The sequence below is a fragment of the Porphyromonas somerae genome, from assembly GCF_022845615.1.
GTDB lineage: Bacteria > Bacteroidota > Bacteroidia > Bacteroidales > Porphyromonadaceae > Porphyromonas_A > Porphyromonas_A somerae.
The window spans coordinates 2,262,036-2,280,228 of sequence record NZ_AP025559.1; the positions used below are offsets into that span (position 1 = coordinate 2,262,036).

General features: G+C 47.1%; 15 protein-coding genes. All 15 read left to right on the top strand.

The features are described 5' to 3' along the window. The first annotated feature begins 132 nt into the window (after positions 1 to 132). The 15 genes from MWL85_RS09640 (at position 133) to tsf (ending at position 18,147) form a co-directional block, all read left to right on the top strand. Positions 133 to 1,872, top strand: coding sequence for a tetratricopeptide repeat protein (locus MWL85_RS09640; protein ID WP_244400544.1), 1,740 nt, complete (start codon positions 133 to 135; stop codon positions 1,870 to 1,872). Beyond that, on the top strand, positions 1,856 to 2,737 hold the full coding sequence (locus MWL85_RS09645) for a DUF4292 domain-containing protein (RefSeq protein ID WP_244400545.1): 882 nt from the start codon (positions 1,856 to 1,858) through the stop codon (positions 2,735 to 2,737). The genes MWL85_RS09640 and MWL85_RS09645 overlap by 17 nt, the downstream gene beginning before the upstream one ends. After that, positions 2,734 to 4,038, top strand: a complete 1,305-nt coding sequence (locus MWL85_RS09650) for a murein hydrolase activator EnvC family protein (RefSeq protein ID WP_244400546.1) — start codon at positions 2,734 to 2,736, stop codon at positions 4,036 to 4,038. The genes MWL85_RS09645 and MWL85_RS09650 overlap by 4 nt, the downstream gene beginning before the upstream one ends. Continuing rightward, on the top strand, positions 4,023 to 4,991 hold the full coding sequence (gene ribF / locus MWL85_RS09655) for a riboflavin biosynthesis protein RibF (protein WP_244400547.1): 969 nt from the start codon (positions 4,023 to 4,025) through the stop codon (positions 4,989 to 4,991). The genes MWL85_RS09650 and ribF overlap by 16 nt, the downstream gene beginning before the upstream one ends. Positions 4,992 to 5,003: 12 nt before the next feature. Further along, a complete protein-coding gene (locus MWL85_RS09660; RefSeq protein ID WP_244400548.1) occupies positions 5,004 to 5,828 on the top strand; it encodes a 1-acyl-sn-glycerol-3-phosphate acyltransferase in 825 nt (274 codons plus the stop codon). A 15-nt stretch (positions 5,829 to 5,843) separates the two neighbouring features. Next, positions 5,844 to 6,926: a glycine N(alpha)-acyltransferase GlsB gene (locus MWL85_RS09665; RefSeq protein ID WP_018028695.1), complete on the top strand. Its 1,083-nt coding sequence runs from the start codon at positions 5,844 to 5,846 to the stop codon at positions 6,924 to 6,926. 35 nt (positions 6,927 to 6,961) lie between these two features. Next, entirely contained in the window at positions 6,962 to 7,375 is a 414-nt protein-coding gene (locus tag MWL85_RS09670) for a SufE family protein (RefSeq protein WP_018028694.1), read from the top strand. Positions 7,376 to 7,790: 415 nt separating this feature from the next. Further along, the gene (locus MWL85_RS09675) at positions 7,791 to 11,018 is read left to right on the top strand and encodes a SusC/RagA family TonB-linked outer membrane protein (RefSeq protein ID WP_244400549.1); all 3,228 of its coding nucleotides are present in this window, start codon (positions 7,791 to 7,793) and stop codon (positions 11,016 to 11,018) included. A 13-nt stretch (positions 11,019 to 11,031) separates the two neighbouring features. Beyond that, positions 11,032 to 12,606, top strand: a complete 1,575-nt coding sequence (locus tag MWL85_RS09680; protein WP_244400550.1) for a RagB/SusD family nutrient uptake outer membrane protein — start codon at positions 11,032 to 11,034, stop codon at positions 12,604 to 12,606. Positions 12,607 to 12,976: 370 nt separating this feature from the next. Beyond that, positions 12,977 to 13,645, top strand: coding sequence for a hypothetical protein (locus tag MWL85_RS09685; protein WP_244400551.1), 669 nt, complete (start codon positions 12,977 to 12,979; stop codon positions 13,643 to 13,645). A 642-nt stretch (positions 13,646 to 14,287) separates the two neighbouring features. Beyond that, positions 14,288 to 14,629 (top strand): hypothetical protein, encoded by a 342-nt coding sequence (locus MWL85_RS09690; RefSeq protein WP_244400552.1) that lies wholly within the window; start codon positions 14,288 to 14,290, stop codon positions 14,627 to 14,629. 644 nt (positions 14,630 to 15,273) lie between these two features. After that, positions 15,274 to 15,729, top strand: coding sequence for a 50S ribosomal protein L13 (gene rplM, locus MWL85_RS09695; RefSeq protein WP_021903060.1), 456 nt, complete (start codon positions 15,274 to 15,276; stop codon positions 15,727 to 15,729). Between the two features lie 16 nt (positions 15,730 to 15,745). Then, positions 15,746 to 16,132, top strand: a complete 387-nt coding sequence (gene rpsI / locus MWL85_RS09700) for a 30S ribosomal protein S9 (protein ID WP_018029211.1) — start codon at positions 15,746 to 15,748, stop codon at positions 16,130 to 16,132. Positions 16,133 to 16,288: 156 nt separating this feature from the next. Continuing rightward, positions 16,289 to 17,164 (top strand): 30S ribosomal protein S2, encoded by an 876-nt coding sequence (gene rpsB, locus MWL85_RS09705; protein ID WP_018029212.1) that lies wholly within the window; start codon positions 16,289 to 16,291, stop codon positions 17,162 to 17,164. A 158-nt stretch (positions 17,165 to 17,322) separates the two neighbouring features. Continuing rightward, positions 17,323 to 18,147 carry a translation elongation factor Ts gene (gene tsf / locus MWL85_RS09710; RefSeq protein WP_018029213.1) on the top strand — a complete coding sequence of 275 codons (825 nt, stop codon included), beginning with the start codon at positions 17,323 to 17,325 and terminating at the stop codon, positions 18,145 to 18,147. The last annotated feature ends 46 nt before the right edge of the window (positions 18,148 to 18,193 follow it).

Consider the following 18,193-nt stretch of genomic DNA (forward strand, 5'->3'; position numbering starts at 1 on the left):
CCTCATCTAATCTCCAGATCCGTCATGCTCCAAAAACACTCTTTTCCCTTACAAATACCCGAAAATTGGTATATTTACACTTGTATATTATCCAAGGGGATAATTTACAGACATTGCAGAGACTATTAAAGCATGAATATAAAGACTATACGGGGGCTCCTTTTCCTACTACTGCTCGTTGCCAACTGGCCACTAGCGGCACAGGATATGCCATCGAGGAAAACGAGTGTCGCCAATCGATTATTTGATCGTGCTCTACAGGTGAATGGGCCAGACCTTCAACCCTCCCCACTATTCAATCACCTTTGGATGGCGTATCAAGTTGATAGCACCCAGCCAGAAATACTAGATGGGTTGGCAGAGCTTTTATTGCAGCACGCCAATGACGAGCGAGGGCTAGATCTGCTAGAGAAGAGCTACCAATACTCTGGCTTCGACTACCAGACGGGCAGGAAGCTCCTAGATTTCTCAGAGAAGTTTGGGGATTGGGAGTGCACCGAAAGGGTCTCGAAAAAGCTACTTGAGCTACGACCCAATGACCGAGAGGTCCGCCTCCAACTCGCCAATACCTATGCCAACTCCAACCAGCTAGAGAAAGCCCTCAGCGTCATCAGAGGTTCAGACGGAGCCGAACAGGATATCGTATCTATTATCAACGAAAGCAGGCTACTAATAGCCCTCGGACGGCTTGAAGAGGCGGAGCAAATATTACTAAAGCGCTTAGAGGAAAAGCCCAATGAGCCTATGACCACGCTCCTCCTAGTCACGATCTATGAGAAGCGAGGAGAAGACGATAAGATCATCACGCAACTTCAAAAGGCACAAAAGCTAGACCCTGAGAACGAAGCCCTCTCCAACATCACCACCTCATTCAATGCTATGAAAGGCAATAATGAAGCGGTGAAGGCGGAGATCTTACGAGTGGCTCAGCTAGAGGGCAGCGACCCAATTAGGGTTCAATCGCTCCTCAATACGGCACGTAGCAATAGCAACGACCTCACCAAGCTTCTCCCCACACTCATCGAGACCGAGCTAGAGCTACAGCAGATCTACAGTGAAGAGGATCGCTTTGCACTAGCCGCGGCCAACGACCACCTACTCCTCTCTGATACGCTCCAAGCAGAGAAGATATTCTCACAGCTGGTGCAAAAGGGCACCGAGCTACCTTCGCCCTACTACTACTTTGTGGAGAAGTATGCCAATGCAGAGGATGTGGAGCAACTCGACCAAGTCACTACTCAAGGACTAAAGTCCATCCCCCACGATGGATTGCTCAACCTATACTCAGCACTAGTGGCGCTGAATAAAGAGGATAGCATCACCTTTAATAAAAGAGTAGACCACGCTATTGAGGTGGTTGAGGAGGGCGACCCAATGTATGGACAGATAGCACTCATCAAGGCAGATTTGATACAAGATGATGATTGGACAACAGCCACCCAATTCTATGAAAAGGCTGTGGCAGCAGGCATTCCAACCGCATACAACAATTACGCCTACGGGATGACTAAGCACGGCACTCCCGAGGACCTCAATAGGGCTGAGGAAATGGCACGAAAAGCAGTGCAGTATGACAGCGACAACGGATCCTTCCTCGACACCTACGCATGGATCCTCTACCTCAAAAAGGCCTATCCACTTGCCAAGATATATATGGAGCGTGCCATCAGCAAGGAAGAAGAGCCCGACCCTCTCTACTACGAGCACTACTCCGACATCCTATTCGCGCTAGGGGAGTACGAAGAGGCTCTACAGGCACTCCGCAAGGCACTCGAAGCGGGAGGCGACGTACCAACAATCGAAAAGAAAATTGAAAACATCGTCCACGAACGGGACCAAAAGAGCATAGAGAAAGATGAAACAAAGGAATAACCATCTCTCCACCACCACCCTACTCCTCTGCTGGTCGCTCCTACTACTCCTCTCCAGTTGTGGTAGTTCTCGCAAAATGATTCAGCAGATAGCAGGCCATTACCCCCACCTTACTAAGTCGCAGTTCATAGAGCTCTATAGCCAAAAGCAAGAGTACCCCTCCATTGCCGCCCGTGGTAGGGTTTCGCTGAATATTGATCTTCCCGAGAAACAGATCCAGCTGAACGGCATCGGCATACGGTGGTACCAAGCTCCAGGCAAAGGCTTCGAGCTATCCATCCGCCCGATAGGTTTTATGGAGGCAGGGCGATTGACCGTTGCCGACGATACCGTACTGGCACTCGACCGCCTCAATAAGTACTACCTCCTTCAGGAGGAAGCCCATCGAAAACTCTCTAGCTATCTGCCCATCCCAGGCATTGACCCCATGATTTTACAGGCAGTGATTGAGAATAAGCCTTTCAACTTCGTAGAGATCGGCGCTACCGCACTCCGTCGGATGGAGATGAAACAAACCGAGGAGGGTTACCTCTTCTCTAGCCAGCTTCGCCCTGGTGGCAATCAGATCAAACTACTCTTTGACACCGCACTCAACCTCTCCTCAGCCACCATAACCGTGCCAAGGGAAGGGGAGCTACAAGCCACCTACGACCGCTTTACCCACCTCCGTATGGGAGGAGAGATGCGGCCGCTTCCCACCCTTATTCAGTTAGAGTTTAGAGGAGGTCCAGAGCGGTATGGGCTCATACGTTTCGACCTACAAGATATGGAGGAGAGCAAGGCACGCACATGGGAGACCACTCCACCCGCTCAGTATCAGAGGATCTCCCTACAGGATATTTATAAGATCATCCAATCACTATGATGAGTTTGAATAGAGCTGGCCAACTATTGTTTCGCTGTATGGTAGCTTTACTCCTAGTAGGGCTGCTCCCAGGCTACGCCACTGCGCAGCAAAAGTCCAAGGAGGTACAAAAGCTAGAGGCCCGACGCAAGCAAATACAGGCTGAGATAGCACGTGTGGATAAAGCACTACAGCAAACCGCCTCTTCTGCCAAGGAGCAGTTACAGCAGCTCGCTCTCCTTGATGGGCAGATCAAGGACCGCCAAGAGCTGATCACCACTCTTGAGGCAGAGGTACAGGAGACCGACCAGCAACTTTTTACATTAGAGCAGGAGCTCAACCGCCTACAGTCGCAGTTCGATAAGCGTCAAGAAGCCTACGTGAAGTCGCTCCGAGCACTCCAGCGAGGCAGCAACGTGAAGGACCAGCTCCTATTTATCCTCTCCGCCAAAGACTTTGCACAAGGAATGCGGAGGGCGATGTATCTGCGAGAGTATGCCACCTGGCAGAGGAAAGAGGGGGAGAAGCTCAAGGAGCTACGACAAGAGATCGACGCTCAGAGAGCAGAGCTAGAGCAGAGCCGACAGCAGAAGGCACTCCTCCTACAAAGTCGAGAAGAGGAGCAGCGCAAGTTGGAGCAAGATAAGCAAAAGGTGCAAACCAAGGTGAAAGCTCTCAAAGGCGAGGAGAAGAAGCTACGGCAAGAGCTAGCCAAGCAACGCCGACAGGCCCAAGCCCTCAATAGGCAAATCGAAGCACAGATCGCTAAGGAGATACGAGAGGCGGAGGAGGCAAGGCGAAAAGCTGAAGCAGCGAAGCAAAAAGGTAAGTCGACCACCACAACGCAAAGGCGAGCTAAGACCAAAGGGGGATACGCTATGACGGAGGCGGAGACGAAGCTCTCTGCGAAGTTTGAAGACAATCGTGGTCGTCTCCCAATGCCTATCACTGGTGGCGGGCGCATCGTAGGTCACTATGGTGTACAGCAGTATGCCCGATTGAAGCATGTGCAGATCGATAATAATGGCATCGACATCCAAGGAGCTCCTGGTGCCAAGGCAAGAGCGGTCTTTGATGGCGAGGTGACCTCTATCTTTGTGGTAGAGGGCTTCAATACCAACGTGATCGTGCGTCACGGTAATTACCTCACCGTCTACAGCAACCTCACTGAGGTCTATGTCTCTAAAGGGTCCAAGGTCAAGACGGGGCAGGAGATCGGTAAGATCTACTCCGACCCAGAGCTAGGCGGTGCTACCAAACTGCACTTCCAAGTGTGGAAAGAACGAACCAAACTCAATCCAGAGCAGTGGATAAGACGATGAAGATATACCACCATATAGAGGAGATGAAGGCATCGGGGAAGCCCATTGTTGCCACCATAGGACTATTCGATGGGCTACACAAAGGGCATCAGCACCTCATCAAAGCCACTCAGGAGATGGCACACCGTCTCTCCGCAGAGAGCCTAGTGGTCACGATGGATAAGCACCCACTAGCTCTCCTTAGGCCTGATCTTCCTCGCCCACACACCCTCTGCTCAATGGATCAGAAGGAGCGATTGATTGCCCAGCTAGGGGTGGACCATCTACTGATCCTCCCTTTCACCAAAGAGCTGGCAGCCCTCTCCGCCACACAGTTCGCCCAACCCCTCATAGAGCGAGGAGTGATCGGCATGAAGCTCGGCTACGACAATCGCTTCGGCCGAAAGGAGACACCAGCCCTCACCACTCCCCAATTCGATGAAAGGCTTAGCCAGCTAGGGCTACAGATAGAGCGCGTCACCCCCTTCCAGATGGGCGACGCCGTGGTCAGCTCCTCTCGCATCAGAGAAGCGATTGCCCACAACGATCTCTCCACAGCAGAGGCACTCCTCGGACGGCCGTTCAGCATCACCGGCAGGGTAAAAGCAGGCCGACAGATAGGCCGTACCATAGGATTCCCCACCGCCAACCTGATCCCCTACGACCCCTCCCTCACCCTTCCCGAAGAGGGTGTCTACATCTCCGAGGTGCGGCATGGAGATCGTATCTACCCCGCCATGTCGTACTACGGCTCCACCCCCACTATCACCCCCGAAGGCATCCCGCTTAATAGAATAGAGGCCTACCTCCTCGACTTCCAAGGCGACCTCTACGACAAAGAGATCGAAGTCGCCTTCAGAGCCTTCATCCGAGCTGACCAAAAGTTTGCCTCCCTCCAGGAGTTACAGGCCCAACTCCAGAAGGACCTCACCACCACCCGCACCTTCTTCACCCACCACCCCCTCACCCTTTAATGAAATAATGCTATGAGCGAAAAGAAGATAGATATCAAGAAGGCGATACAGAGCAAATACAAAGGCTATCTCCCAGGGTTTCTCTACCGCTGGCTACAGCGATTGATCCACGAGGAGGAGCTCAATCAGATGATGGAGCTACAGCACGAGGTGGGGGGCGTCTCAATGGGGTACAAGATTATGGACTACCTTGGCATCACCTGCGACATCATCGGTGCGGAGCGACTTCCTAAGCCCGAGGAGCGCACCCTCTTCGTTAGCAATCACCCCCTTGGAGGTGCCGACGGGATTATCTACGCCGCCCTACTCGGTGGGCACTATAGTGGGGAACTCAAGATTATGGTCAACGACGTCCTCATGTACGTCTACCAATTCCGAGACACCTTCCTCCCCATTAATAAATATGGTCAGCAGGCACGCCAATCGATCAAACTGATCAATGAAGCCCTGGAGAGCGACCAACAGATACTTACCTTTCCTGCTGGTCTCTGCAGCCGTATGAATAGCGAAGGCAAGGTACACGATACCGAGTGGCTCCCCAGTTTCGTTCGCATGGCAGCACAGCACCAGCGACAGGTCGTACCCCTCTACTTTGAGGGCGAAAATAGCCCACGTTTCTACAAATGGGCGAAGCGAAGAGCCAAGAGTGGTTGGAAGTTCAATGCCGAACTGATTCTACTCCCCAGTGAATTGATCCGTGCCAAGGGGAAGCACTTCCGCATCTACGTAGGCGACCCTATCCCCTACCAAGAACTACCCTCACCCAAAGAGGCAACAGAATTTGCCCGCCAACTAAGGGACAGCCTCTACAACTTTCCACAAAAATACACCGAATAACACATAGACATCCGCATGGGACAGGCTAAAATCATATCACCAATAGACCCTCGAATCATTCGTAGCGAGCTACACGAGCAGTTGATGCTACGCAAAACAAATAGAGCTAAAAACGAACTCTATACTTTCCACGCCAACGAAGCCCCCAATACCATGCTCGAGATAGGCCGACTGAGAGAAGAGGCCTTTAGGGCAGGCGGAGGTGGCACTGGCAAAGCAGCCGATATCGATGAGCTAGACCTCCGACCCAATGGCTACCAGCAACTCGTTGTCTGGGACCCCGAGGCACAAAAGATCCTCGGCGGGTACCGATACATCCTCTGCAAAAACGCCATAGAGAAGCAGCCCGATGGCACCTACGAGACACATCTATCGAGTGGAGAGATCTTCCAATTCGACCCTCTATTTATTAAGGAGTACCTCCCCAAGACCATAGAGCTAGGGCGTAGTTTCGTCACGGTGGAGAACCAAAACACCTCCCTGGATGGCAATAAAAAGAGTCGACTTCCTCGCTCCATCTTTACCCTTGACAACCTTTGGGACGGCCTCGGAGCCCTTATGCTGATCCACGACGATTGCCAATACTTTTTTGGCAAAGTCACCATGTATCAGAGCTACAATACCAAGGCACGCGACCTCATCTACTACTATCTCGATACCTACTTCACCCCAAAGGTTCCACTCGTCACAAGTAAATACCCCATCCAGTACGAGACACCCATCGACCAGCTACAGCAGATCATCACGGGTCAAGACCACAAGAAGGACTACAAGAACATGAGCCAAGCGATCCGAGAGATGGGCACCACGATCCCCCCTCTCGTCAATACTTATATAGGCCTCTCCGAGGCACTGATGGTATTTGGCTCCAGCTACAACCCCTTCTTCGGCGACGTCCTCGAGACCGCCATCATGATACCGATGGAGGAGATCACACCCGAGAAAAAGAAGCGACACATCAATAGCTTTCTCCGTGATGCCCCTCGCACCCTCTCTGGGCGTGTGCTACAGCGGATTAAGCAACGGCTTCGCAAACTCAACCACCACGATGAGCCTACCCCTGAGGAGCCAAAACAAGGACTTCTACCCCACTTATAACCGACAACGGACATTAAATACACATTATATATAATATGACTATCAATCAAATTCAAGACGAAATCATTGCCGACTTTTCACTCCTCGACGATTGGATGGATCGCTACGAGATGATTATAGAGATGGGTAATGAACTAGACCCTATGCCCGAAAGTGAGAAAACACCACAGCACCTTATCGAAGGGTGCCAAAGCAGAGTATGGATCTCAGGAGAGCTAGATGCCGATAACCGATTACAGTTACAGGCCGATAGCGATGCCGTCATCGTCAAAGGCATCATCGCCATGCTCCTAAAAGTACTTAGCGGACAAACCCCGGCCGACATTCTCCATGCCGACCTCTACTTCATCGACAAGATAGGCCTCAAAGAGCACCTCTCCCCTACACGCTCCAATGGTCTCCTCAGCATGGTCCGCCACATCAAGCTCCTCGCCTCCACCCTTCAGTAACCCCTCCCCCAGCACCCCATCACCCAATAGGACCTCCGCAGAGGAGGTCCTATTTGTCGTAGCCCCCGCGTCGGAGGGGCGTCCGATCTGTCCGACCTGTCCGCCTCGTCTGACCTGTCCGACTTGTCCGATTAGGTACCCCCCACCGATTAGGCACCTTGCCCCCCTCCCCATCATTTTCTTAACCTATTTTTTGGCAATCTCGAAAAATTAATATACCTTTGGCTTGTAAGAGCTCTATTTGAGATGTTTTCGCACTGAAACCCACCCTAAATAGAGAGAGATAATAAAAATCAGACACATTAATTGAGATAAACACACACAACCCTAGAGAAAATGAGAAATAGCTCAAGTGTGAGCAAAGAAATAATATTAACGAGAGCAATACAAAACAATTAACAAACAAGTAAATGGTATGAAAAGTAAGATTTTAATGCTTATCTCCCTTTGCCTCCTAACAATAGGTTCGGCATTAGGACAGACCATCACCGTCAAAGGTATCGTCACTGACGAGCGTGGAGACGGAGTCATCGGCGCAACCGTAAGACTTAAGTCCGACGCAACAGTAGGAACCATGACCGGAATGGATGGCGATTTTACCCTAAAAGCTAAGCAAGGCGAGCTAATTATCGTCAGCTATGTAGGCTACAAAACACAAGAGGTAGCTGCAGCACCAACCCTAAGAATCAAGCTAGTGCCCGACACAGAGATGCTAGAAGACGTGGTCGTGGTTGCTTATGGTACTGCAAAGAAGCAATCATTGGTTGGAGCACAGGCCAATGTATCAGCAAAGCAGCTTGAAAACCGTCCAATCACCAACGTTACTAACGCACTTGCAGGTGCCGCTCCTGGTGTTCAATCGGTTTCAGCTCTTGGACAGCCAGGTTCTTCTGCAAAGATAATGATTCGTGGATTTGGGTCTGTAAATGCATCATCTGCTCCTCTATATGTTGTAGATGGATCTATTTACAATGGAAGTCTCGCTGATATTAATCCGCAAGATATTGCAAGCATGTCTATTTTAAAGGACGCAGCAGCAACGGCTCTATATGGGTCATCAGCTGGTAATGGTGTGATTCTCATCACCACCAAATCTGGTAAGCGCGGTAATAGTAGCCCATCATTTACCTTTACCACCAATCAGGGAGCTAGCATGCGTGGGCAGAGCTACTATGAAACATTAGGAGTAAATGAGTGGATTCAAAATAGATGGCTACAATGGTATAATGATGAGCATTACACTAATGGCAGATCTGAAGAGCAGGCAGCATACTGGGCAAACGCTCAACTCCACTATAATGAAAATCTAGCTGTATACAATCCATTTACAGGGATCAAAAATGGAGTGGTTGTAGCTAAAACAGATCCTTTTGTATTGGGCTCTTCTACTGATCAGTCAAAATGGGAGGCTCCAATATACGTAGGCAAGGACGGACAGCTTAACCCTGAAATCACAGGGCTTAAGTGGGGCGATGATCTCAATTGGAACGATGCACTTTTCCGTACTGGCTACAGAGGAGAGTACAATCTAAATGGCTCTTATAGCACAGATAATATGCGTAGCTTCATGTCTATTGGTCATATTATGGAGCAAGGTTATCGCTACTATACTAGTTACCAACGTACATCTGGTAGACTTAACCTAGACTATAAGCCAAATAAGTGGTTAGATTTAGGAGGGAATGTATCATTTGTGAGTGCCGTCAATACAGCACCAAAAAGAAGTTCTGGAAGCTATTCTTCTAACTCTTTCTATTTCGCATCTGGAATAGCACCACACTACCCTATCCATGCACATGATCCCAAAACAGGCGAGCTAATTGTAGACAGCAATGGCAAGCCAGTGTATGACTATTTGCGTGGAAGAAAGTACAACGACAAGTTTAACCCTGTATATGAGGGAGAGCTTGACTTTAGCACTACCACAAGAGATATGCTAACCTCTCGTGGGAATGCTGTTATCACAATAATGCCTGAGCTAAAGTTCACTACCAATATCGCTTATGACCTTGTAAATGAGAAGAACAAACTTAGGTACAACAATATCATGGGTGATCAGCCAGATGGTAGGCTCAGTATCACCACAGCGAGGAGTTATACTTTGACCTTCAATCAACTTCTAGAGTACACTAAGGAGTTTGGTGAGCATAACATTTCTGCACTTATCGGACATGAAAGCTACAAGTATAATTACCAGTACCTCTCTGGAGAGAAGAAGAATATGTTCATTTTAGGTTTGGACGAGTTCGGAAACTTTAGTGAGCAAAGTGATTTAAGTTCATATAGTCACAACTACAGAAAAGAAGGATATTTTGCACGTGTAAATTGGGATTACTCAGACAAATATAACTTCTCTGCATCATATCGCCGTGATGGGTCTTCGAGATTCCATCCAGACAATCGGTGGGGTAACTTCTGGGCTGTTGGAGCAGGATGGCACATTGCTCGTGAAGAGTTTATGCAACCTGCAAGTAGCTGGCTAAATGACCTCAAGCTTAGGGTATCGTATGGACATACAGGTAATGACGCTGTTGGTTCATACTACGCATATCAGACGACCTATGACCTAGGTTTTAACAATTATTCATCAACTGGACTGAAGCTTGGCAACCTAGCAGACCAACACCTTCGCTGGGAGGCTCAAGCCAACTTTGACGTTGCTTTAGAGTTTAGCCTATTTAATAGACTAAGAGGAACTGTTGAATTCTTTAATAAAGAGTCTAGTGACCTTATCTTTGGCAAACCACTTCCTCTTTCTACCACTAGAAGTGAAATTGATACCAACTTAGGTAAAGTTAGGAATGCAGGAGTAGAATTTGATCTAAACTTTGATATCTTTAACTCAAGAGATTTCAGGTGGAGCATCTTTGTCAATGGTACCTCATTTAAGAATAAGATCGTAGCATTACCTGAGGCTAACAAGGAGAAAGGTATTGAGCTTGACTACCACAAGTGGGTAGAGGGAGGTAGCATATACGATTACTACGTTTATGACTTCGTGAAAGTTGATCCAAACGACGGTATGGCCATCTATTCAATAGATAGAGAATTATATCCAGATATTGCCGGCCTTGGAAAGAAGGGAGAAGAGGGAGAGAATTGGACCAAGAATGGCAAGTTTGCTGGTAAAACCTTTGCTGGGAATTCAATACCTGACCTCTATGGAGGATTTGGTACTAACCTCTCTTGGAAAAGCATTGATTTTAACCTAATGTTCTCATACCAAATTGGAGGAAAAACCTTAGACACAGGATATCGTAGCCTTATGGGTCGAAACATTGGTGGCGGTCGTGCTATGCACAAGGATATGCTAAACTCTTGGAAGAAGCCTGGACAAGTAACAAATGTTCCACGTATTGATGCAGGAGTAGCTGGTGAGTATGACAATATGCTTTCTCAAAGGCATCTCATCTCAAGTAGCTCACTCATGCTCAAGAATATAAGTCTGGGATATACTCTTCCTAATGAGTGGTTTGAAGACTATGGTTTTTCCAATGCTAGAGTTTCTGTCGCTGGCGAGAATCTATTCCTACTCTCTAAGAGAAAAGGGCTTAATCCTATGGGACAATTTGACGGTGTTGTAGGTGCAGCAGGTTATGCATTTGCTCGTACCATCACAGCAAGTTTTTCAATAACTTTCTAAGATATTTGAAGACATGAAAAAATATGTATATATAATTGCAGCATTTCTAGGACTTGTTTCTAGTTCTTGCTCAAAGGACTTTCTAGACACGGCACCTACAGATGCTATTAGTAAGTCAACCATCGAAAACTCTACAGATGGGCTATATGGTCTACTCAATGGTATCCATAATACAATGTACCTATTCGATTACTATACCGTAATGGGCAATCCTCAAGGCTTTGGAATTGGATATGGGTCTCTTATGTATAAATTGGACTACTTAGGAGATGACTTTATCAATTCACAGCCTGCCATTTATATGAATATCCACAGATATAAAGATCATACAAATCCTCGTGGAGAACTCAACGAAAGGGCATGGCTATTTAACTACGAGATCATCTCGCATGCAAACCTCCTAATTAATTTAGCAGAGGCCAACAAGGAACTTGCCGTTGAGGATAAAGATGTACTTCTGGGACAAGGATACACTTTTAGAGCTATGGCGTATCATATGCTCGTTCAGTTATTTGGCAAGAGGTATGTTAAAGGGGGTGCCAACGATGGACTGGCAGTGCCATTAAGACTAGATAGTGAAAACATTGAGCCAATGGCAAGAGCAACTGTTAGTGACGTTTATAAGCAGATTGATAGTGACATTGCGAAGGGGCTTGAACACCTTAAAAAAGCACCAGCACCTAAGGGCAATAACGCTATTTCTTATTCGGCTGCATGTGGAATTGCTGCAAAAATTGCACTTACAAAATACGATTATGCTACTGCCGAGAAGTATGCTACTGAGGGAATTAATAAGACCTCTGCCAAGCTTCAAGTAGGCAAAGCACTTCTTGATGGATTTAACAATGTAGGTGCGTCAGAGTGGATTTGGGGATATGCTCAAGCTTCTGATCAAGGTTATGGGTTCTGGGCATATATGGCTCACGTCTCATATAATTTCAATGCATGGCAAATTGGAGGTACCAAGTTTGCGATTAATAGAGATATATATGACAAGATGGGGCCAGAGGATGCTCGTAGAGGCTGGTTTATTTGCATTGATCAGGGAAATCAAATCCCTGAAGATGGAAACAAAGAGCTATTCTCAAACAAATGGGAGTATACTGGGCAACAGATTAAATTCAGGGCAGCAGGTGCTACCAATTCAGATGGTGATATGAATATCATGCGACTTTCTGAGCTTTACTACATCAAAGCTGAGGCAGAAGCACGCCAAGGCAAAGATGCAAATGCACAGAAGACGCTTCAGACCATCATGACCACTCGCGACCCTGAATACAATGCTTCTCAATTTACTGGTCAAGAACTGATTGACGAAGTGATGAGAAATAAGCGAATTGACCATTGGGGTGAAGGACTAAGATTCTTCGATATCAAGAGACTAGGAATAGTATTTGATAGGTCAAAAGCTAGCAACTACAAGTATCTTACGGACGCTGATAAAGAAAACTTCTTTAAGAGAAATAGTGGTCCAAATGCTGTAACGATTCCTAAGACAGTGGACGATCCAGCATGGGAGTTTGCAATTCCATATGATGAGATCAAGGCAGACCCAGCTCTTATCAAGCAAAATCAACTTGCACAATAATTGGCTTACAACTAGTAAGTAGTTATTAATTGATCTGGAGGGTACATTAAAGACATCTTTAATGTACCCTCCTTTCCAAATTATGTTACAGCAAAGTAGTAACTCTCCCAAAACGGGCGTATTGTGGTGGTTTATTATTGTAGTCATCTTTGCGGTTGGAAGTTGTACACGTATTAGATGGCTACGAATTATGCGAGACTTTCCCAAAGCTGTCTTTTTGTAACAATACAGCAAATTAGCATTTTCGCCCAGTAAATCCACTCCACATGCTTGAATGTATTGTTTAAAGTAAGTAAATTTGGGGTAGATATAAATAAATATAAAGTTTGAGTATAGTATGTGTCAGAAGGATAAGAATGTCAAGTTTAGTGTGATTGTAGATGACTACCTTAAGCGAGGGTTTGGTTCTTTCAATAAGAATGACTTTGAGGTATATATATTTAATTGGTTAGTGAATAACAAATACCAAAACAAGTCTGACTTTGAAATAAGCAGAGAACTTCGAATACCGGAATCAAAAATAAAAAGGATGAGATATGAAGCCTCATTGAAGTATGAAAAACTTGAACCAAACGATTATAGAGAACTTCTGCTTCAAGCTTTAAAAAGTGCCAAGTATAGAGAAGGCTCAGCTGAATATAAGATCTCAATGTCTATATCTAACAAAAATCTTCGTCTTTATCTACAAGACCTATTGAATAAAGATGGAAGGTTTTATGATAGCTCCTTTAATGCGAACATCGTGACAATGCCTGTTGCTGACTTGATCTTCGTTCTGGATGAGCTCATAATAACAGAAAGTGATAAAGAGTCTATCATGAATACTATTAAAAACACTATTCCTGAAGGGAAAGCAAAACTACCAAAAACCGTATCAGAAAATTTGAAAGAATTAGGAAAGGATGCCCTACAAGATTTTGCGACAAAGATTATTGGGGTGAATACATCCGATAAAATAAGGGATTTAATTTCAAAAGCAATCATTAATAATCAAGGAGCAAAAAAGTGTTCAGCTAACTCCACCAAGACCACCTCTTGACCTCGTCTAATAGAATTATACTGATCTCCAATGCCTATCTTGTCCAAGTCCAGTAGGTTCTAGAGATATAGCCCTAGTTAAAGCAAGCTCCGACTAAAGATGAAGACATCTTCAGCCGGAGCTATTTTAGATTAATTTGTTAGGGAATACTAGGGTCAACGGATTGTTTCGATGAAAAGGCTACTAACTTCGTCGGTCACCAGTATGGAGGCTAATAATGGGTAAAAGATTGGTGTAGGAAGTGTTTTTGTTTGGCACGAGAAGTGATTTGGTTTGGTACGAGAAACAGAAATGCTTCGTGCACCAAATCTTAGGATCTCGGCAGAGGTCCCTCAAAGAAAGGCTGTTGCACGGAGTCATAATCATCAGCCTCTGGTGGAGGTAGCAGAATGGATGAGATGCAAGGCGCTGAAGTTGATCAGAACTGCTCATTCGTGTGTGGTTTGCCTGACCAACGTAAGGACCACTCACTCGAAAATTCGATGCTATTTGGTATAAAACACATTAGAAATTTGCGCGTCTGAGATATTAAATTTACATTTGCATACAATGGTATGGCGGACTATGGATAAAATAAATTAGGTATTTATACCAAATGTCGATAGGGATGAACGGATTGGGAGTTCATTTATCCATCAACTTATGAAACAAATAATCAAATTAGCAGAATTGATAAGTACAGATATTCGCTCGCGAAACAATGCCAAGCGAATAACTGAAATCATTGATTGCGACAAAGACTATCTACTTGACTTAACGGGAGTAGAGTTTATATCTCGCTCATTTTCGGATGAGCTCTGTAGCATTATTGATTCGTATAATAACATATCGGTCGATGAGGCATCAATGTCAGAAGAAGTTCATAGCATTTATAAAATAGTTAATGGTAGTAGGCAAACCAAAAAAGATAGGAAAAACACTACAAACAAGATTACGGTGCTGAAAACTCCTGAAGAGGTTTCCAGCTACTTTGCCACCTTTTAACTATGTGGGTTCCTGATTAGGTTGTCCGACCCCTCCGCCGGGGTCGCAAGGGTATTTTACACCTATCTATACACAGGCCTTCGGCACTACGTGCCTTGACCTGTGCCAATTTAGCACGGACCTCTGCCGAGGTCCCCAAGAAGCACCCGACAGGGTGCCATTCAGATAGCCCCTGCGTCGGAGGGGCAAACGCCCCCGAACGACCAGCGGGGGAAATGGCACACAGTATAATATACGACCCATGTGGTCGCACCAACCCATCCAAGTGCGACCACAAGGGTCGAAGGATAAACCGCACCACCTTTCCCGCGAGTCTTCGGCTCTGTGAGCCTTGACTCGGGGCTAGCTGAGTGGCACCCTCGCGGGTGCTTCCCAACCTTATCCGATCTGTCTGACTCGTCCGACCTGTCCGATAGAGGTACCATAGAGAGGGGGAATAGTTATCCAGGGAAAGTATTTGTGGCTAAGGAATTTATTGGTATCTTTGCGTGCCGATTATTATCAATGAGAAGATGATTTGCAGTGAGAAGGTAGCGGGTACCCACCCTTGTAATAAGGGTATGATTAGCACTCAAGACGCCCACTATCAATGCACATTGCAAGCTTCTAGATTGATTGTAAAACAAGAAAACAAAGTAAATAACGTGGATACTTTGAGTTATAAGACCATCTCTGCCAACAAAGCAACTGCGCAGAAGGAATGGGTGGTAGTGGATGCCACGGGGCATTCAATGGGTCGCCTAGCTAGTGAGGTAGCTAAGATTTTGAGAGGCAAGCACAAGGCTAGCTTCACTCCTCACGTAGACTGTGGCGACAATGTGATCATTATCAATGCCGAGAAGGCAGTACTTACTGGTGCAAAGTGGACCGAGCGCACCTACCTTAGCTACTCTCTCTACCCAGGTGGGCAGAAGGAGATGTCGCCTGAGCGTATGGTGAAGGTACGTGGCTGGGAGGCACTTTACCGCAAGGTGGTAAAGGGTATGCTCCCTAAGAATCGCCTTGGTGCGAAGCTCCTCAACAACCTCTATGTATATGAGGGACCAGACCACAAGCATGAGGCACAACAACCTCGTACTATTGAAATCAAAACCAGATAAGTAGAAAGATTAAGACATGGAAATTATCAATGCTTTAGGCAGAAGAAAAGCGGCTGTAGCACGTGTCTATCTACGTGCTGGTAGTGGCAAGATCACGATCAATGACAAGGAGATAGAGTCTTACTTCCCCAACCCACTACTACAATTTGTAGTGCGTCAGCCACTAGCTAAGCTAGGGGTAGAGGGTCAGTACGATATCAAGATCAACCTCAAGGGCGGTGGCTACACTGGTCAGAGCGAGGCAGCTCGTCTGGGTATTGCTCGTGCACTTGTAAAGATCAATCCTGAGGACAAGGCTGCACTCAAGGCAGAGGGCTTCATGACCCGTGACCCACGTGCAGTAGAGCGTAAGAAGCCAGGTCAGCCAGGTGCTCGTCGTAAGTTCCAGTTCTCTAAGCGTTAATGCTTTCAGAGGGCTACCTTTCGGCACATTATTAGAGAAGAGAGTATTTCGTTTAGTATCTAAGCTCGGGAGATGGCGGGCCGCACGGTCTACCCTACTCACCCTGCTCGAGGTCAAGACGATTGAAGAATGTAAACGATTTAGAGAATAGACACTATGTCAACAAGAGTAAATTTTGACCAGCTGCTAGAAGCTGGCTCGCACTTCGGTCACCTCACCCGTAGGTGGAACCCAGCGATGGCTCCTTATATCTTTATGGAGCGTAATGGCATCCACATTGTAGACCTTCACAAGACTGTAGTGAAAGTAGATGAGGCCGCTGAGGCTCTTAAGAAGATGGCACAGCAAGGTAAGACCATCCTCTTTGTAGGAACCAAGAAGCAGGCACAAGAGGTGCTAGCAGAGAAGGCTCAGGAGTGCGGTATGCCTTATGTAACTGAGCGCTGGCCAGGTGGTATGCTCACCAACTTCCCTACCATCCGCAAGACGGTAAGTAAGATGGACAACATCGATACCATGATCAGCAATGGCACTTTTGAGAACCTCTCAAAGCGTGAGAAGCTACAGATCACTCGTCAGCGTGAGAAGTTGGAGAGAAACTTTGGCTCTATCAAGGATATGAAGAGTATCCCTGGGGCACTATTTGTAGTGGATGTATGCAAGGAGCACATCGCGATCCGCGAGGCACTTCGCCTAGGGATTCCAATCTTTGCTATCTGCGATACCAATGCCAATCCTAAAAACATCGACTATGTGATCCCTGCTAATGACGATGCTACCACTTCTATCGAGGTGATCGTAGGTGCTATGGCAGAGGCGATCAAGGAGGGTGCTATGGAGCGCAAGATTGCTAAGGCCGATGAGAAGGCTGCAGCACAGCAGGCTGAGGCAGAAGGCGAGGAGAGCACTGGACGCCGCCGTGGTGGCAGAGGTGTACGCCGTGAGCGTATCAAGCGTGAGGATAACGACGCTATGAACGCACGCCTAGCTGAGAAGTTTGCCAATAAGGAGTCCGATGAGGATGCTGAGTAAGGTGATTGGAGACTAAGACCAAGCATTAGACGACAGCCCAAGGACTTTGGACAATAGAGCAGCACCTCCATGCCCCGTAGAGCAATCAATACTCCTAGGGCTAGGAGGTGCTTTTTTTGAGACTAAGAATTAATTTATTACGATAAAGAAAGAATATTATGGCAGTAACGATGCAAGACATCAAGCACCTTCGTGACCTCACTGGTGCTGGTATGATGGACGTAAAGAAGGCTCTTGAAGAGGCTGGTGGCGACCACGATAAGGCGATCGAGATCCTACGTAAGAAGGGTCAGGCGATTGCAGCAAAGCGCTCGGACCGCGAGGCAGCTGAGGGCTGTGTACTTACCCACACTGAGGGTGGCGTGGCTACCCTTGTGGCTCTAAAGTGTGAGACCGACTTTGTGGCTAAGAATGAGGACTTCGTAGCTTTGACTCAAAGCATCCTCAATAAGGCTGTGGCTGAGAAGCCTGCTAACCTTGAGGCTCTTCTAGCTCTTGAGATAGATGGTCGTACCATCGAGGCTCTGATCACCGAGCGCTCTGGCGTAACTGGTGAGAAGATGGAGCTAGGTGCTTACGAGCAAATCTCTGCCCCTGCAGTAGCAGCTTATGTACACGCTGGTAATAAGCTAGGTGTGATCGTGGGCTTCAATGAGAACCTTGATGGCGAGCTAGCAAAGGAGATTGCTATGCAGGCAGCATCTATGAACCCAATCGCAGTAGACGAGGCTGGGGTACCTGAGAGCATCAAGCAACAGGAGCTGGAGATCGCTATGGACAAGGCACGCCAGGCTGGTAAGCCTGAGAACCTTCTGGAGCGTATCGCTCAGGGCTCTCTATCAAAGTTCTACAAGGAGAACACCCTCCTAAAGCAGGAGTTTGTATTCTCTGAGAGCAAGAAGTCGGTAGAGGAGACGCTTCATGAGGCTTCTAAGTCACTTACTGTAACTGACTTTAAGCGCTTCAATCTCAACCAAGACTAATCCGACTGAGGAAATAGTATTGCGGACGCTTAGGGGATAACCCTAG

What these genes read in the sequence shown, in the direction of transcription:
- MWL85_RS09650 (WP_244400546.1), top strand. Translation starts at nt 2,734, where the DNA reads ATGATGAGTTTGAATAGAGCTGGCCAACTATTGTTTCGCTGTATGGTA.
- MWL85_RS09670 (WP_018028694.1), top strand. Translation starts at nt 6,962, where the DNA reads ATGACTATCAATCAAATTCAAGACGAAATCATTGCCGACTTTTCACTC.
- MWL85_RS09660 (WP_244400548.1), top strand. Translation starts at nt 5,004, where the DNA reads ATGAGCGAAAAGAAGATAGATATCAAGAAGGCGATACAGAGCAAATAC.
- MWL85_RS09645 (WP_244400545.1), top strand. Translation starts at nt 1,856, where the DNA reads ATGAAACAAAGGAATAACCATCTCTCCACCACCACCCTACTCCTCTGC.
- MWL85_RS09690 (WP_244400552.1), top strand. Translation starts at nt 14,288, where the DNA reads ATGAAACAAATAATCAAATTAGCAGAATTGATAAGTACAGATATTCGC.
- rpsI (WP_018029211.1), top strand. Translation starts at nt 15,746, where the DNA reads ATGGAAATTATCAATGCTTTAGGCAGAAGAAAAGCGGCTGTAGCACGT.
- rpsB (WP_018029212.1), top strand. Translation starts at nt 16,289, where the DNA reads ATGTCAACAAGAGTAAATTTTGACCAGCTGCTAGAAGCTGGCTCGCAC.
- tsf (WP_018029213.1), top strand. Translation starts at nt 17,323, where the DNA reads ATGGCAGTAACGATGCAAGACATCAAGCACCTTCGTGACCTCACTGGT.
- MWL85_RS09640 (WP_244400544.1), top strand. Translation starts at nt 133, where the DNA reads ATGAATATAAAGACTATACGGGGGCTCCTTTTCCTACTACTGCTCGTT.
- MWL85_RS09675 (WP_244400549.1), top strand. Translation starts at nt 7,791, where the DNA reads ATGAAAAGTAAGATTTTAATGCTTATCTCCCTTTGCCTCCTAACAATA.
- MWL85_RS09665 (WP_018028695.1), top strand. Translation starts at nt 5,844, where the DNA reads ATGGGACAGGCTAAAATCATATCACCAATAGACCCTCGAATCATTCGT.
- MWL85_RS09680 (WP_244400550.1), top strand. Translation starts at nt 11,032, where the DNA reads ATGAAAAAATATGTATATATAATTGCAGCATTTCTAGGACTTGTTTCT.